Origin of the sequence: Bacillus sp. AFS002410 (assembly GCF_002556365.1) — a bacterium.
Classification (GTDB): Bacteria; Bacillota; Bacilli; order Bacillales; family Bacillaceae_G; genus Gottfriedia.
Genome location: NZ_NUEU01000022.1, coordinates 27,465 through 42,649 on the forward strand (window position 1 = coordinate 27,465; position 15,185 = coordinate 42,649).

The 15,185-nt window shown below is 33.4% G+C and carries 15 protein-coding genes and 2 pseudogenes; 11 read left to right on the forward strand and 6 right to left on the reverse strand.

The genetic code is table 11. The features are described from left to right. Nucleotides 1–222: 222 nt before the first annotated feature. Entirely contained in the window at nucleotides 223–1,518 is a 1,296-nt protein-coding gene (locus CN692_RS14315; RefSeq protein ID WP_098119851.1) for a purine-cytosine permease family protein, read from the reverse strand. A 1,001-nt stretch (nucleotides 1,519–2,519) separates the two neighbouring features. Continuing rightward, nucleotides 2,520–3,191: a TetR/AcrR family transcriptional regulator gene (locus CN692_RS14320; protein ID WP_098119852.1), complete on the reverse strand. Its 672-nt coding sequence runs from the start codon at nucleotides 3,189–3,191 to the stop codon at nucleotides 2,520–2,522. 166 nt (nucleotides 3,192–3,357) lie between these two features. On the opposite strand from CN692_RS14320, the gene CN692_RS14325 reads away from it, so the two are divergent. The 4 genes and pseudogenes from CN692_RS14325 to CN692_RS14340 all read left to right on the forward strand — a co-directional run. After that, nucleotides 3,358–4,299 (forward strand): aldo/keto reductase, encoded by a 942-nt coding sequence (locus tag CN692_RS14325; protein WP_098119853.1) that lies wholly within the window; start codon nucleotides 3,358–3,360, stop codon nucleotides 4,297–4,299. Between the two features lie 57 nt (nucleotides 4,300–4,356). Further along, nucleotides 4,357–4,806, forward strand: coding sequence for a nuclear transport factor 2 family protein (locus CN692_RS14330; RefSeq protein ID WP_179874449.1), 450 nt, complete (start codon nucleotides 4,357–4,359; stop codon nucleotides 4,804–4,806). Between the two features lie 427 nt (nucleotides 4,807–5,233). Continuing rightward, nucleotides 5,234–5,617: a DUF1259 domain-containing protein gene (locus tag CN692_RS14335; RefSeq protein ID WP_098119920.1), complete on the forward strand. Its 384-nt coding sequence runs from the start codon at nucleotides 5,234–5,236 to the stop codon at nucleotides 5,615–5,617. A gap of 120 nt (nucleotides 5,618–5,737) precedes the next feature. Next, nucleotides 5,738–5,893, forward strand: a pseudogene (locus CN692_RS14340) (sporulation protein YhbH); the annotation flags it as partial. A 271-nt stretch (nucleotides 5,894–6,164) separates the two neighbouring features. On the opposite strand, the gene CN692_RS14345 reads toward CN692_RS14340, so the two are convergent. The 3 genes from CN692_RS14345 to CN692_RS14355 all read right to left on the reverse strand — a co-directional run bounded on the left by CN692_RS14345 (nucleotide 6,165) and on the right by CN692_RS14355 (nucleotide 8,648). Then, nucleotides 6,165–7,445, reverse strand: a complete 1,281-nt coding sequence (locus CN692_RS14345) for a purine/pyrimidine permease (protein WP_098119855.1) — start codon at nucleotides 7,443–7,445, stop codon at nucleotides 6,165–6,167. Between the two features lie 142 nt (nucleotides 7,446–7,587). Further along, nucleotides 7,588–8,031 (reverse strand): cyanase, encoded by a 444-nt coding sequence (gene cynS / locus CN692_RS14350; RefSeq protein WP_098119856.1) that lies wholly within the window; start codon nucleotides 8,029–8,031, stop codon nucleotides 7,588–7,590. A gap of 35 nt (nucleotides 8,032–8,066) precedes the next feature. After that, nucleotides 8,067–8,648: a beta-class carbonic anhydrase gene (locus CN692_RS14355; protein WP_098119857.1), complete on the reverse strand. Its 582-nt coding sequence runs from the start codon at nucleotides 8,646–8,648 to the stop codon at nucleotides 8,067–8,069. A gap of 146 nt (nucleotides 8,649–8,794) precedes the next feature. On the opposite strand from CN692_RS14355, the gene CN692_RS14360 reads away from it, so the two are divergent. From CN692_RS14360 to CN692_RS14375, 4 genes and pseudogenes are all read left to right on the forward strand, one after another. Then, nucleotides 8,795–9,226 carry an Lrp/AsnC family transcriptional regulator gene (locus CN692_RS14360; protein ID WP_098119921.1) on the forward strand — a complete coding sequence of 144 codons (432 nt, stop codon included), beginning with the start codon at nucleotides 8,795–8,797 and terminating at the stop codon, nucleotides 9,224–9,226. A gap of 79 nt (nucleotides 9,227–9,305) precedes the next feature. Continuing rightward, nucleotides 9,306–9,459, forward strand: a pseudogene (locus CN692_RS26750) (sporulation protein YhbH); the annotation flags it as partial. A gap of 340 nt (nucleotides 9,460–9,799) precedes the next feature. Next, the gene (locus CN692_RS14370) at nucleotides 9,800–10,573 is read left to right on the forward strand and encodes an isocitrate lyase/PEP mutase family protein (protein ID WP_098119858.1); all 774 of its coding nucleotides are present in this window, start codon (nucleotides 9,800–9,802) and stop codon (nucleotides 10,571–10,573) included. Nucleotides 10,574–10,589: 16 nt separating this feature from the next. Next, nucleotides 10,590–11,153, forward strand: coding sequence for a bifunctional transcriptional activator/DNA repair enzyme AdaA (locus tag CN692_RS14375; protein WP_179874450.1), 564 nt, complete (start codon nucleotides 10,590–10,592; stop codon nucleotides 11,151–11,153). 217 nt (nucleotides 11,154–11,370) lie between these two features. Here CN692_RS14375 and CN692_RS14380 read toward each other — a convergent pair whose 3' ends face one another. Then, on the reverse strand, nucleotides 11,371–12,297 hold the full coding sequence (locus CN692_RS14380) for a DMT family transporter (protein WP_098119859.1): 927 nt from the start codon (nucleotides 12,295–12,297) through the stop codon (nucleotides 11,371–11,373). Nucleotides 12,298–12,417: 120 nt separating this feature from the next. Here CN692_RS14380 and pdxR point away from each other — a divergent pair, with 120 nt between their 5' ends. The 3 genes from pdxR (at nucleotide 12,418) to CN692_RS14395 (ending at nucleotide 15,170) form a co-directional block, all read left to right on the forward strand. After that, nucleotides 12,418–13,815: a MocR-like pyridoxine biosynthesis transcription factor PdxR gene (gene pdxR, locus CN692_RS14385; protein WP_098119860.1), complete on the forward strand. Its 1,398-nt coding sequence runs from the start codon at nucleotides 12,418–12,420 to the stop codon at nucleotides 13,813–13,815. A 278-nt stretch (nucleotides 13,816–14,093) separates the two neighbouring features. Beyond that, nucleotides 14,094–14,606, forward strand: coding sequence for a DoxX family protein (locus CN692_RS14390; protein WP_098119861.1), 513 nt, complete (start codon nucleotides 14,094–14,096; stop codon nucleotides 14,604–14,606). A gap of 366 nt (nucleotides 14,607–14,972) precedes the next feature. Continuing rightward, complete coding sequence (locus CN692_RS14395) at nucleotides 14,973–15,170, forward strand: hypothetical protein (protein WP_098119862.1); 198 nt, start codon at nucleotides 14,973–14,975, stop codon at nucleotides 15,168–15,170. The last annotated feature ends 15 nt before the right edge of the window (nucleotides 15,171–15,185 follow it).

A 15,185-nucleotide genomic window follows, 5' to 3' on the forward strand; every position in this document is an offset into this window, starting at 1 on the left:
AATTGTGCTCTTTCTCTATGTAAGAATAACTCCTTATGATTGGTTTGGAAAATTGTGAAGAATACTAGGATGAAAACCACTGGATTTAGCAATTATTTTCTGGAGAAGATTTCACCATAAAAAAACTGCACCTCCAATTGTTCGACGTATCTAACAATTGGGAGGCAGTTCACCTTTTATAAAAAGGAGACGGCTTTTTCTTATCTTTTTAATTCATACAACCTATTTCATTTCAGGGATAGAGTCGGGACCTTTGACTAACTTGCTGCCTATCCAATAGAAAATGGCTGCAGATACAAGGCCAACAAAAGCTACTGAAAGATGTGGTGCGTAGAAGTTACAGTATACTGCGATGACCGAAGACAAAATCCAGACAACGAATCCCATTGGTCTCCAGCTTACTAAATTTGCCGAATCATTCTTTCGTAGAACCAAGCGATCCATAATCATAATTGCTCCGATAGGCGGAATGATTACCCCAAGAAGAACGAGCCAGTTGAAAAAGTGATTATAAATTCCAGAAACTGCAACGATTAAACCGACTATACCAATAATAAGCGTGATAGGTCTCATTTTTTTACCAGTCATATGTGACCAGCCTACAGCGCCATTGTATAAGCAATGTGTACCGACAGAACCTAAATTGATAAAGACAAAAAGGATAGACAAGATGGTAAGCAATGGACCATGTCCTGCTAATACTGACATGAAGTCCCCACCAGTTGAAGCTGGATTTGGGATAACTCCAGTTGCTACAATAATTCCTCCAACCAGCTCGGCAATCAAGTTCCCGATTGGAAAGGCGAAAATGGTTGATAAAATCCCTTCACGGCCACTTTTTGCCCAACGGGTAAAGTCCGCTGTCATTGTACCTGAATCGGCAAACCCAGCGAATACTAACGTTACAGCAGCTCCAAATGACATTGCATTTGAAACTTGAGGATGATAGTTTAAGATATCAGAGTTACCGGTTTTCATTGCCATAACAATTGTAATAATGGCAATTAGAAAATAAAATGGTGCTGCGATCCACCCTAAGAAAGATAAAGCCTTAATACCGATATAAGTTACTGCAACATAGAGAATTCCACCGATGACGGTCATTATTAACAAATTAGCACCAAATGATCCATGCATCGTAGCGCCAGTAAGTCCGACTTGAAGCGCAAACCAGCCGATTACAACTGTAGAAAGTAATCCGGAAATAATATAATAACCAGAACGTCCAAATGTCTTTTGTGCGGTCAGAGAAAAGTTCAATCCAGAACGGCCGGCATCATAGCTTAGTAAGCCTACCATAACGAAAAGGAGGAGATTACCAAGCAGCATTGCTAAGGCGCCGGCTTTAAAGCCAAGCTGTGCAGTGATTAGTCCGCCGATTACTGCACTTGTTAATACCATTGGGAAACCAAACCAAACAGCTGCAACGGATGATAATTTTTTGCGGTATTCTTTAGGAACAGGAGTGTGTTCAAACTCTGGATCCAATAACTTCTTTTCATCAACGCTGGTTGACATGAATGTTTCCTCCTAGTGAAACAAATTTTTGGTGAGTCTCCAATCCGATAACAAGGCCAAGAGAAAAGCCTGATTTGGATGAAACTCTTTTTTTAAAACGTACTTTAAAGCTGAAAGTCGGAACGAAAAATTGATGTATACTTTACCTTACCTTTTTGTGAAATATTGTTAACGAGTCACATGGGCAATTAGGCAAATAAAAGTTGAATAATAAATAAGTCATCTCAAGAGGGTGTATCCCTTGTATTTAGACTCATTAGACCAATTTCATGATTGACCGCATTTGACAAACTAATTTGTTCACTGGTGAGCAAAGAAGCGAAACATGGTGGATCTATTTATAATTGTCGTTTGTGATTCCCCCTTCTTTAATTTGTAAGGTGTACCTTTAATAAAGCGCTTTCATTTGACCTTGCAAGATTATTGTATGAGGTATTCCATTTAATGTAATTGTATAAAATAACCAAAAATGTGGGTTTTCTATTAGGCATTATGAATAAAGATAAAGGATTAATTTAGTAATAATGGAGATACAGAGGGAATTAGTAAATATTTTAGCCATTTAAGGACCAGATTGTTGAACAATGGATTGTAACATAATTCAAAGAAGTTACATTTACAACAGGTGATAATGTAAACCATGTTGTCCTTTAGACGTAGATCATTCTAATAAGAATACTAAGAGTGATGCCTATTTCGATAATTTACTATTTGAGGAAAGTGAATCTCTATCTAATCATTAACAATATTATTAGTGGACCCAGTTTAGTCACCTTTTGTAATATTAGTTCATAAGGGTATATCCTAAACATCTTAATAGGATTTTTAAAAATTGAATACAAAAAACTCAGTCATATCAAAGGGTGTATCCTAAACAAGTAAACCAATACAATCGACACAGTACGCGAAAATATACAAACAAAAGATAAATTCTAGCGATAGTTAAACAAGAAATTCTTTTATAATTTTTGAAAAAAGTCAGNNCTGACTTTTTTCAAAAATTAATATAAAACCTTTGATATTTTCTGGGATAAATATTCAATTCTAGGCATCATTAATGAATCATCAACGGTTGAAAGTTTGTCTGGTTTAAATAGTTGTAGTTTCCTTAGCTGATAAAAATCCAAAAGCGCTTGTTCAATTGAAAATTGATTTTTCATTAAATACTTTAGATCTAGTATTGAAAATAACATCTGATCCTGTAATATCAAGAGTCTTCCATTGATATTATTAAAGACACCGTTTTTCATTCCTTCACTATAAAAAATAAGTAATTGCTGTTCACGAAATTGAATGATGTCCCAAACCTTATCATACATTAACGGATAGGTACTCTGTAGCTCATTAAGAAAATCATCCGTGATAAAAAGCGCGAGTGAAACAGATTGCTCAATGATTAGTTGAAATTTCGAAGCAAAGACTGTATCTTCATTGGGTATATTAGAGGTCATTTCTTTAATGTATTGCACAAATCCATCAGTAACTCTATGGAATAAATCTTCCTTTGCAGGAAAATATTTATACAATGTTGCTCTACTAATGCCAACGATTTTCGCTATTTCATCCATTCGTAGTGTCTGAAAACCATTTGTTCTAATAGTCGGCATCAGTTTTAAGATAATTTCTTCTTGTTTTTGTTTAAATTTTTCATTTGTATTATTTTCGTCGGTCACTATTGTTACCTCCTCATTATGAGTATTATATCAAAAATCAATCATATCTAATACGTTTTATACACTAAAAATAAAATAGACAAAAAACGTCTTTTTTGTTTAAGGTGTATGTTTTTTGTGATACACTGGCCAAGAAGTTAATCTCACTTGAAAGAGAGGAAATAAAATGAAAACAAGAAAGTTAGGAAATAGTGATTTAGAAGTTTCAGCTATTGGACTAGGTTTAATGGGAATGTCACCAGGAATTTATGGTTCCATCAATGATATAGAATCAATTAAAACGATACATCGTGCGATGGACCTCGGCGTTACTTTTTTAGATAGTGCTGACACTTATGGGAATGGGCATAATGAAAAATTACTTGGAAAAGCATTAGCAGGAAGACGTGATAAGGCAATTGTTGCAACTAAGTTTACATTCGGACCTAATTGGGAGTTCATTGGTGGACATCCGGATTACGTAAAAAAAGCAATAGACGAGAGTCTTCTACGCTTGGGTCTGGACTATATCGACTTGTATTATCAACATCGAGTTGATCCTAATGTACCAATTGAAGAAACTGTTGGAGCAATGGCTGATTTAGTTAAAGAAGGTAAAGTTCGCTATCTTGGACTTTCTGAAGCAGGAGCAGATATTATTCGTCGAGCAAATGCAGTACATCCAATCGATGCATTACAAACAGAATATTCACTTTGGAGTCGTGATATTGAACAAGAGATACTTCCAACAGTAAGAGAACTTGGTATCACACACGTGGCATATAGTCCACTGAGTAGAGGATTCATTTCTGGAGAACTTCGAAAGTTTGATGACCTTGAACCAAATGATATTCGCAGAAATTTGCCAAGATTCCAGGGTGATAATTTCAAAAAAAACGTTGATATTGTTGATAAACTTAATGAAGTTGCGAATGAAAAAAATGTAACTGTTTCCCAACTAGCAATCGCATGGACAATTGCTAATGGTGCATTGCCAATTCCAGGTACAAAACGAGTTAAATATTTGGAAGAGAATATTGAAGCACTTAACATAGAACTTACAGAAGAAGATTTAAAACACCTTGAAGAAGTCAGCCCTGAGAACTCGGTTCATGGTGGACGTTATTGACGGTAATCTTATGATCAAATTATAAAAATGAATCGAACCTTTAAGGAGCTAATTAAAATGAAAGAAAATATTTCATTAGAAGAAAGAATACAACGTCTAGAAGATATTGAAGCCATTAAGAAACTTCAGGCAATATACGGACACTATGTGGATAAAGGGTGGAATGGTAAAGAAGTTAACTTTGCAGAACTTCCTACTCTATTTACTGAAGATGCGACTTGGGAGTCTGAAGCAATGAAGGTTAACGTTAAAGGCATTAACAACATTATAGACATGTTAAAGAAAGCAACTGCCCATGGTGAACTTGGCATGCATAGCTTTACTAACCCAATTATCGATATCAATGGTGACAGTGCAACAGGAAAGTACTTGCTATGGGTCGGTGTAAAAGGTGGGGGTGTGACTAATCTTGTCTATCAGAGTGAAGATGTCGTCTATTTAAGAACTACTAGTGGGTGGAAAATTAAAGGAATTAAGCTTTATTTTGCTCAATTATTAAATTCTTAATCTTGTTGTGAATTGAGTAAGCAATTCAAATTGTATTATGGTATTTATAGATAATAAAAAAGGATCTTCTGTAGAGATTCTTTTTTTAATGTCTTTAAAATTCATTATAAATAAAAGAGTCTATTGCAGACTCTTTTTTAATGCAGTTTTGACTATTAAAATCAAATATTAGTTGTAGATCTTCTTTTACTTAAATTAAGTAAAATTTAAGTTAAGTACATTACTAAAACATAGTGCATAGGATAGTTTTAATAGCTGTGAAGGGATAGAGAAAATGTATTATGCTCTTGTCTAAAACAGATTAGACAAAGCATTAACGACATCATATGTTAGTTGAATATCATAAAATTTATCACGAATTAGATGAATATGTGATCCGATCAATTCACAAATTCAAATACTGATAATATTTGGAAGGGATTTGAAAATTGTGTCTAATGAGGAATTGATTTGTAAGGAGTTTGCTAGAATTATCGGTGGCCAAGAGGGGTTTGCGGGTGGTAAATGTGTGGCAACCATAAATCGTTATGAATTGCCAGTAATAATTTTAGGTAAACCATTCAAAGTTACCTCTTCCTTTTCTTTTGAATCGAGAGATAAGCAAACTAAAAAGGCATTGTGCTTAGGTAGAGTAGCACTCTTGCAAAATGAAGTCGAAAAATTTGTTGCCTCTATAACTAAACAAGGAATTATCGTTTCATCGGTTCATAATGAGTGGCTTTTCGATAATCCGAATTTGATATATGTCAATATTGAAGCTGTTGAAGATCCTTTAGCTTTTGCAAGGAAGATCAGAAAAGCTTTGAATTAATAAGTGTACTAAAATGACCGAACACGTTAGTTAAAATATGGGTATATCCTAAACAACTTAATGAGATTTTTTAAAAATGAAATCGAAAAAACTCAGTCAGATCAAAGGGTGTATGCTATACAATTAAACCAATACAACCGACACTCTACTCTAATGTCCGCATATAAAAACATTAACGATGAAAAATTCCGCTACTACATCCTAAAACAAAAATCAGATGTTTTCCATTCAATGAAGAGCTTCTTTAAACAGGAGTATGAGAAGGCAGCGAAATAATCGCTAGTCAATAGATTGAAATGAAGTACGAATAGAATAGCAAATGAAAAACAGAAAAGCCCGTTATAGGGTTTTTCTGTTTTTTGTCATAAAGATATGGTGCTTAATCAATAGTAAAGTCAGAGTTCCTATTCAATATAATGGTAGTTTAGTCATAATAATCGAAACGGCTTCATTTTCTGATCGTAGGTTGCAGTTGCCAATCATGATTGTAATCAAAAATTCTAACGAAATGCATCTACAAACAAATGAGCCAAATTTGAAAAACTCTTCATTCTTTCCAAAATTGTTCTAGTAAAATGCCAATCATGGTACCTACTAGTAATCCATTACTTAAGACATATTTAAAGGCAGATGGGATTCCGCTAAATGCACTTTCTGGAAGAAACATGATTCCCAAACTAATTAATAATGAAATTCCTAATATCGTTAATCGACGTTGATTTAATTCTTCACGTAAAATGGATTGAAATGAAATTCCAATCATTTGAACAAATGTTGCTAAAAGTGCGGCATTTGCAATTGGACCTGGTAGCAAGGATATAAAGCTTACAAATGAAGGGAAAAAAGAAATTCCTGCTAATATGAGATTTGCTATAAGGAACGGCTTCACTTTTTTTTGTCCTGTTAGTTGAATAAATCCTGCTGATGCAGGTAATGGTACAACTCCAATTGTAGAGAACAACGACGTGAAAACATGTGATATACCTCCGACCCATACACCACGATTCAAAGTTCGTCTTTCATTTTCTTTAGATAGTGGAGCCACTTGTTTTACAGCTGAAATAGCAGCAATTGTGTTTGCAACTAAAAGGAATGTAAATAAAGTTACAGTTAGGGTGATCCCAATATCTAACCTAGGCGTGCCCCAAGCAAATACTTCAGGAAACTTAATAAAAGATGTATGAGAAGGAATATGAGACGGTTTTCCAATTAAAGCATACAAAATCCAACCACTTGAAATTCCAAGTAATACAGCGTAACTTTTCATCCATCCTTTCCCTTTAATTGATAAGAATGTAATAATGGCAAAAACTAAGAGCGCAATAGTAGCCAATAGATAATTAGGATGAGTTACAGTTCCTTGTAATCCCATCATTCCTTTTAGTAACACACCACTAAGCTGAAGAGCTAAGATTAAAAGAAATGTTCCTGTAACTAAAGGGGTAAATAAACGTAGAATTCGATGCACTAGCCCTGTTATCCCAAGAACGAAAAGTAAGATACCTGCAATTATTAATCCACCTTCTAAAAGTTGCAGTACTTCTTTTGCACTTTGTCCTTGATGCATAGCTACTTGTCCCAATATAACAAATATACTTACCCATGAACCGGCAGGACCATCGGCAATAGGATAACGATGCCCTAACCATGCTTGTAAAAATGAACTAACCCCTACAACTAAAAAAGTTCGCTGCATTAAAGTTGAGATGTCTTCTATTGATAAATGGAATATGCCACCAATGATGATTGGCAATGCAATTGCATTAGCTAAAAGAAACACAAACCACTGTAGGATACTAAAACTAGTATTAAAATATTTTTTATTCATATTAATCTCCTTTGCCGAAAAAGGACCTCATAGAAAAATCCACCTTTTCAATATAGGTAAATTAAAAAGGATGGATTACTTAGGTTTATACGGTGTAAGTTTATAAAATTATTTAATTTTAATAGATATATTTTTTAATAATTTACCATTTACGATAAGGTAAGAATTTACCGTTAAGTGTTAGGATTACGCGATCACCATTTGGATCTTCTTTTTTCTCCACACCTAATTCAAAATCAATTGCACTCATGATCCCTTCGCCAACTTTTTCTTGAATTAATTCTTTAATGGTTGGTCCGTACACTAATAACATTTCATATAAACGATATAAGATTGGGTCAGTAGGAGGCATTTGCATAGCAGCACCTCTATGTGGAATAATCGTTAATGCTTGAACTACATCTTCATCTAACTCTAATAGTTTAGCCATTTTTTCTGCTTCCGGGCGAGTCATTGTAGCTTGTCCTAATAATGCTGTTACAACCCAAGTCTCAGAGTTCTCACTTACTTTTGAAATTTCCTCCCAAGTTAAACCTTTTGCAATTTTTGCTTCAATAATTTTTTGTGTAGTTTCGTTTCTATTCATATTTAATAACTTCCTTCCATGTTAAATAATAATAATTAATTTTTCACGTTACTTAATGTTTGATATCCATCAACTATTAAATCTAGTTTACCTGTGTGGGGATCAATAGCTAAGCCATGTACAGGAATGTCTTTTGGAATAAATGGATGATTTCTTACTAAACCAATATTAGCTTGAATTGAATCTTCAACATGATCAAATCCAAATAACCACTTTTCAAGGTCAATTCCAGCATATTCAATAGCTGATAAAATTTCTGGTGAAGATACTCCACGATCTATTATTTTTTGAAGTGTTCCTTTTGGATTACTTTGGCTCATTCCACATGCATGATGTCCAATAATATAAATTTCTTCTGCATTTAATTCATATATAGCTGTTACAACACTTCGCATGATACTACCGAAGGCATCTGTAATCGTTCCACCTGCATTTTTGATGATTTTTGCATCACCATTGTGTAAGTCTAAAGCTTTTGGAAGTAGCTCAATTAAACGAGCATCCATGCAAGAGACAACAACCATATGCTTTTGAGGTATTTTTGTTGCTTCAAAAGGTAGGTATTCCTTGTTTTGTACAAATTGTTCGTTGTACGCTAATATTTCTTGTAATAGCATATTTATTACCACCCTTAAATTTAGATGTTTTTCTTTGTTGATTCCTCTATGGTATAAGTAAAGTGATGAGGATAGATTAAGTATAGTGAATTGGATTGATAAGCAGAATAAGTTGGCGAAACACTATCTGACTTTCTACTTTCATGATGAAAGGATTGATTTATATCATTGATCAAACAGATTTTGAAATACTGAAATTATTAGGAGGAAACTCAAGAATTCAATGGAAAGAACTTGGTCAAAAAATACATATGACAGGGCAGGCTGTAGGAAATCGAATTAGGAGATTAGAGGATTTAGGGATTATTGAACAATATACAATCGCAATAAACCGAATCAAATTAGGACAAATAGTGACTGCATTTGTTACTGTGTTCGTAAAAACTGCTAATCATCAAGGGTTTAAGAATTTCTTTCAAGAGGAAGAAGCAGTTTCTGAAGTACATCGTACAAGCGGTGAAGGATGTTATTTATTAAAAACGCATTTTGCTTCGAATGAAGAATTGGATACATTTCTAGAAAGACTATTAGAGTACGGGAATTATCGTGTTAACCTATCAATAGGAAAATTAAAATGAATAGAGTGGATTAATCAAATAATTAACTTCTTGTATGAAGAATTAAAGGAGTTAGTGAAAATACCTGGTATAACCTAAACAAGTAAGCCGATACAACAGACACTCTACTCTAATGTCCGCATATAAAAGCTTTAACGATGAAAAATTCCACTACTATATCCTTACAAAAATCAGATGTACTCCATTCAATGAAGAGCTTCTTTAAACAGGAGTATGAGAAGGCAGCGAAATAATCACCTGTCATTAGGCTTTAATGAAATACGAATAGAATATAAGTGAAACCAGAATAGCCCAGTAGAGGGTTTTCCTGGTTTTTTTTAGTTCTGGTAAAAAGTTAAAATGCGTAATTGTTTCGACTTATAATCATCTTATAGCATTTTCCTCATTTCTTTCTACGTGAAGGAGATACTAATTTACTTAACTTCTCAAAATAATATTTTCCACCTAATTAAATGACATAGAAATCAACGTTCAACCGTACCATTTCTTGTGACCATAAGAGCAAGATTGAGGACGCGAACAATTAAGATTTGTTGCTACAATTGGTAATAACTTACTTTGGGAGGAATTAACATGAATAAAATCCAACAATTTAAAGAGCTTCATCAATCCGATGAACTATTATTTTTAGGAAATGCTTGGGATCTTCTTTCAGCACTAACACTTGAAAAAGTTGGATTTAAAGCAATCGGTACAACGAGCTTTGGGATAGCAAATTCAATCGGCCTTACAGATGGCGAACATATTGATTTTAATAGACATTTAGCTATCATAAAATCAATAGTAGACAATGTAGCCATCCCAGTATCTGCAGATATTGAAGCAGGATACGGGAAAACAATTGAAATAATTGTAAATAACGTGTTAAGAACAGCAGATATTGGAGTAGCTGGAATTAATATTGAGGATTCTTTAAAATATGAAAAAGGACTTAGCCAAATTGTTCAACATAGTAAACTTTTAGAAAAAATGAGAACGGCCTTGGATCGACATGGTTTTAAAGACTTTTTTATTAATGCCAGAATAGATACTTTTTTTCAATTGGAAAATCCTTTAACAGAAACAATTGAAAGAGGTAAAGTTTATGTCGAGAGTGGAGCTAGTGGGATATTTGTTCCAGGTTTAATAAATGAAGAAGAAATACTAGAAGTTGCAACCACTATTCAATCACCACTGAATATTTTATCTTTACCTGGATTAACAAATTGTAATAAGCTTGAAAAATTAGGGGTAAAGCGTTTTAGTTTTGGAAATGCATTATCAGATAAGATTATTGCTTACCTAGAGTCAAATATAGAGCAAATATTTAGCACGATGGATACCTCTCATCTATATGTTAATCAGTAAGATTAGGAGTGAAATAATGTGCACTATCAATCTTTCATTTGAGGAAATGTGGGAGAAAATTATTGATTGTGATCGTAAATATGATGGCTTATTTTTTACGGCAGTGAAGACAACAAAAATTTATTGTCGGCCTTCCTGTCGATCAAGAAAACCGAAGAAAATAAATGTAGAGTTTTACTATGATTTGAATGAAGTAGAGAAGGCTGGATTTCGTGCTTGTAAACGATGCCAGCCAGAAATAGTTGAATCACCTAAAGTCGTACTTATTAAGAGTGTGATTACGTTTTTATTAAATCACTATAGACATAAGCTTGTACTAAACGATATTTCAAAACATATAGGTATGAGCCCTTTTTATCTTGAAAGAATATTTAAACAAGAAACTGGGGACACCCCTCGAATTTACTTAGAAAAAATTCGTATTGATAAGGCAGCACATCTACTTAAAAACACAAATCAAACAAACCTTGAAATCTGTTATGAGGTCGGATATCAGAGTACTTCAAATTTTTATAAGGTATTTCGACAAATTAAAAATTGTTCACCTACCGAATACCGAATTAAGTCACAATCCCTTTAAAACCGGCTATAATCTAGACTGCACCCCTTAATTTCTTGCCCAACAGAGGGTTTTTTCAATATCTACTTTAAGGGGTGCTGTCTAGGGTTTTTCTGGTTTTTTTCGTAAAGACTTAGAGTTAAATCAATAGCAAGAAAGAGTTCTTATTCAACATAATGGCATGTTAGTTGAACAAGGAGTAGTAATAGTAAAAATAGTCCTCTTTTTACATTTGGCATTATATTTGCTCAGCTGTGAATGTAGATTTTGCTACTTTATCTGGCTTTGTTAAGAAAATAACTGCAATGACGATACATATACCACCTAGTAATTGGTATACTCCGAAAGATTCCTTTAGCCACGTAATAGAAACAATAGTTGCTACAAGTGGTTCTATACTAGATAAAATACTAGTCTCTGTTGCTGATAAATATTTTAGACTACCGATGTAGAGAAGAAAAGAAAGTGTACCAATTATTATAATTAAAATCAGCATCGAGAATGTTGACCATGTAAAGGTTTGTGAATATTGCTTCCATTCAAAAGAGTGATTGTAAATAAATAATGCTATACCTCCGATTAACATACCCCAGCCAATAATAAGAGTCGTCCCCCATTGTTGTATAAGGGAAGTAGGGTGAAGTGTGTAGAAGGTAAAACCAATAGCTGTTAACAGTCCGAATAAGATAGTTTCCTTAGACATGACAATATTGTGGGCAGATCCATTTGTAATAATAAAGTATGTGCCGATCAGTGCAGAGACAATTGCTAGTGCTTGCAAAGTAGAAGGCAGTTTTTTATTTTGTATTGCGACATAAATAGTAATTAGAACTGGCCCTAAAAATTGGAATAGTGTAGCTGTGACAGCGTTGCTAATATGCACCGTTTCAATAAAAGCATATTGTGCGCCAAGCATTCCAAGAATAGAGAAAATGATCAGTTGAAATAGATGACGTGGTTGTTGCCAAATACGAAAAATATTTTGTTTTTTTGTAAGTAAGAAACATAAAATAAAACCCCCTGCAAGTAAGAGGCGAATGACTAAATAGTCGATAGATGAGAGTGCCGTGCGTTGAAAAAACCACTGAATTAATGGACCCGATACTCCCCATAAAGTAGCTCCTGTAAGAATCATAAATAGTCCAAGACGTCTGCTGTTTTGCATGATCATGATGCTCCTTTCAAAGATTGATTTTATTCAATTTACATGATAAAAATTATTATATATAACACCTGGTACTGCTAGAAGTGTCAGAAATGTATTTTTTAAAGGGGTCAGATTTTAATGTTAGAGTTAACACCAAATTTGAATATTGAGTCAAAAATCCCGTTGTATGTACAGTTATATGGGTATATAAAAGAAGAAATAAGAAGCGGAAAAATCCCTCCTATGACGAAGCTTCCTGCAAAAAGAAAGTTAGCAGTGCATTTAGAAGTGAGTAAAAATACAGTCGAATCAGCATATGACCAACTTTTGGCAGAAGGGTATATTGAATCAGTTTCACGAAAGGGTTATTTTGTATGTGAAATTGAGCAAATGTTGCTTACAGAGAAAAAAAGAGAATCCGTTAAGGAAGTATTAGTCAGAGAACAGTTATATAAATATGATTTTACACAAACGGGTGTAGATCCAAAGACATTTCCATTCGCTGTCTATCGGAAAATTTCAAATGAAGTATGGCAACTAGAAAATAAGGACCTGCTATTTCTTGGTCATCCTCAAGGTGAGTACAACTTGCGTGAAGAAATTGCGAACTATTTATATGAATCAAGAGGTGTTAGCTGTTCTGCGAGTCAAATTGTAATTGGTGCCGGAACACAATTTTTAATAAAAATCCTGTTTCAGTTACTAAAGGGAAAGCATTTTGCAGTTGAAAATCCAGGATATCATCGAAAGTTGGTTGTTTTTGAAAAGGGTGAAGAAAATGTTCAAATGATCCCACTTGATGAGGATGGGATCAGTATTGCAGCTTTAGAAGCTAGCAATGCGAATGTTATGTTCGTTACCCCGTCTCATCAATTTCCATGTGGAATGATTTTGCCAATTAAAAAGAGAATACAACTATTACAATGGGCACAAGAGGGGTATGGACGTTATATTATTGAAGATGATTACGACAGTGAATTTCGTTACTCTGGAAAACCGATTCCAGCATTGCAGGGACTTGATACAGAAGGAAAAGTAATTTACATGGGAACATTTTCAAAAGCTTTACTCCCGTCATTACGAATGAGTTATATGGTGTTGCCAAAACAACTAATTAAATTGTATCATTCACAATATTTATTCCTCACACAAACTGTTTCGAGAATTGACCAAGAAATCATTAGAAGATTTTTAAACGAAGGACATTGGGAAAAACATATTCATAAAATGCGAGTTGTTTACAGAAAAAAGAGAGATGTTCTTGTTTCGGCGATCGAAAGATACTTTTCTAATAAAGTGGAAGTGATCGGAGAAGATTCTGGCTTACATATTTTATTAAAAGTTCACAATGGAATGTTAGAAGAAGAGCTAATAAAAAGAGCGGCTGAAAATAGTATTAAAGTATATCCAGTCTCAATGTATTATAGCGAAGGGAATAATCCCAAAAATACAGTTTTACTTGGATTTGCTATTTTATCAGAGGATGAGATTGAAGAGGCTATTCGATTGTTATATAATTCATGGTTCAAAATATAGATTCGAAAATATAACCGGAAGATCCCGGAGAGGGTTTTTCTGGTTCATTTTATTTAAAGGCAAAGAATTATAAGAGCTTAATTAAAAATTCTCTTGAACGAAAGCTTTTGAAAGTGGATAAAATCTTCTTTTTACGCATAGACGGTTAGCGATGAATTGTTAATTTAGAAACGACACAAAATGTTCAATAATAATGTGAAATAATTCACAAGGTATATTGTACAATAAATCCGTAAACATCACACACAAGATTCATTAAAACAACTGGAGGGATATAAATGTTTATTAATTTCTTACGTAACAATAAAATCGCTGCTGGTGTCTTAACTATTCTTCGTATATACGTCGGATACGAGTTTATCAGTGCGGGTTGGCAAAAATTATCAAGTGGTGGATTCGATGCGTCAGGTTTCCTTGCTTTTGCTGTAAAAAGTGCAACAGGCGATCATCCAGCCGTTCAAAGTTGGTGGGCAGACTTTTTAACAAACTTCGCCATCCCACATGTGGACTTATTTAATTTCTTAGTACCTATTGGTGAATTTGCTATTGGTCTTGGTTTAATTATTGGTTGTTTTACAAAAACAGCAACATTTTTTGCACTTATGATGAACTTCTCATTTATGTTTAGTGGTACAACAAGCATTAACCCACAATTAGTTTTACTAAGTATTTTCATTATTGTTGCTGGATCAAATGCTGGTCGCTTTGGTTTAGATTATTTTATTAAAAAATTTGTTCCAAAAATGAGCGAAATAAAGGAAAAAGGTCACGTTGAAAAAAGAGTAGCTTAAGTTTTAAAAGAGAAAGAATTTTGGTTAATAGATAAGTAAAGTAAATAAAATAATATGTAAATTTATATAAATATTAGGATAGAAATGTAGAAGTGAAATCTACTATTTCTATCCTTTTTTTGTACTAAGAACCTATTTATAAAAATCCTGCTAATAAACGTATGAATTAAACAGTAAGTAAATTTAGGCATCATTGTCGCAAATGAATTTATTGAAATTATCCAAATATAACCTCTTAAGAATCTTTATGATATTTAGTTTATTTGAAAATAAATATGTTACAATATTGTGTACAAAATTGTAAAAATAAAACTTTTAAATATATTTTTTTAAAATACATAAAAACAGAAAAAAGGTGAGGGACAGATGAGATATCATTTTGTGATGTTACAAATAACAGTTGCTGCAGGTGTATTAACTACTTTATTAAACAAGCTAGAAGAATATAATCTAATGATCATGACTGCATTTGTGTACGTTTCAGTCGTAATCATTAGTTTATGGATGAACGAAAATAAAAAGAAATTAAAGCATTTAGATGAAAGTGAAAATCAAAACAGATAATTTAAGTGATAGAAG

What these genes read in the sequence shown, in the direction of transcription:
- CN692_RS14315 (WP_098119851.1), bottom strand. Translation starts at nt 1,518, where the DNA reads ATGTCAACCAGCGTTGATGAAAAGAAGTTATTGGATCCAGAGTTTGAA.
- CN692_RS14325 (WP_098119853.1), top strand. Translation starts at nt 3,358, where the DNA reads ATGAAAACAAGAAAGTTAGGAAATAGTGATTTAGAAGTTTCAGCTATT.
- CN692_RS14330 (WP_179874449.1), top strand. Translation starts at nt 4,357, where the DNA reads ATGAAAGAAAATATTTCATTAGAAGAAAGAATACAACGTCTAGAAGAT.
- CN692_RS14345 (WP_098119855.1), bottom strand. Translation starts at nt 7,445, where the DNA reads ATGAATAAAAAATATTTTAATACTAGTTTTAGTATCCTACAGTGGTTT.
- cynS (WP_098119856.1), bottom strand. Translation starts at nt 8,031, where the DNA reads ATGAATAGAAACGAAACTACACAAAAAATTATTGAAGCAAAAATTGCA.
- CN692_RS14355 (WP_098119857.1), bottom strand. Translation starts at nt 8,648, where the DNA reads ATGCTATTACAAGAAATATTAGCGTACAACGAACAATTTGTACAAAAC.
- CN692_RS14360 (WP_098119921.1), top strand. Translation starts at nt 8,795, where the DNA reads ATGAAAGGATTGATTTATATCATTGATCAAACAGATTTTGAAATACTG.
- CN692_RS14370 (WP_098119858.1), top strand. Translation starts at nt 9,800, where the DNA reads ATGAATAAAATCCAACAATTTAAAGAGCTTCATCAATCCGATGAACTA.
- CN692_RS14375 (WP_179874450.1), top strand. Translation starts at nt 10,590, where the DNA reads ATGTGCACTATCAATCTTTCATTTGAGGAAATGTGGGAGAAAATTATT.
- CN692_RS14380 (WP_098119859.1), bottom strand. Translation starts at nt 12,297, where the DNA reads ATGCAAAACAGCAGACGTCTTGGACTATTTATGATTCTTACAGGAGCT.
- pdxR (WP_098119860.1), top strand. Translation starts at nt 12,418, where the DNA reads ATGTTAGAGTTAACACCAAATTTGAATATTGAGTCAAAAATCCCGTTG.
- CN692_RS14390 (WP_098119861.1), top strand. Translation starts at nt 14,094, where the DNA reads ATGTTTATTAATTTCTTACGTAACAATAAAATCGCTGCTGGTGTCTTA.
- CN692_RS14395 (WP_098119862.1), top strand. Translation starts at nt 14,973, where the DNA reads ATGAGATATCATTTTGTGATGTTACAAATAACAGTTGCTGCAGGTGTA.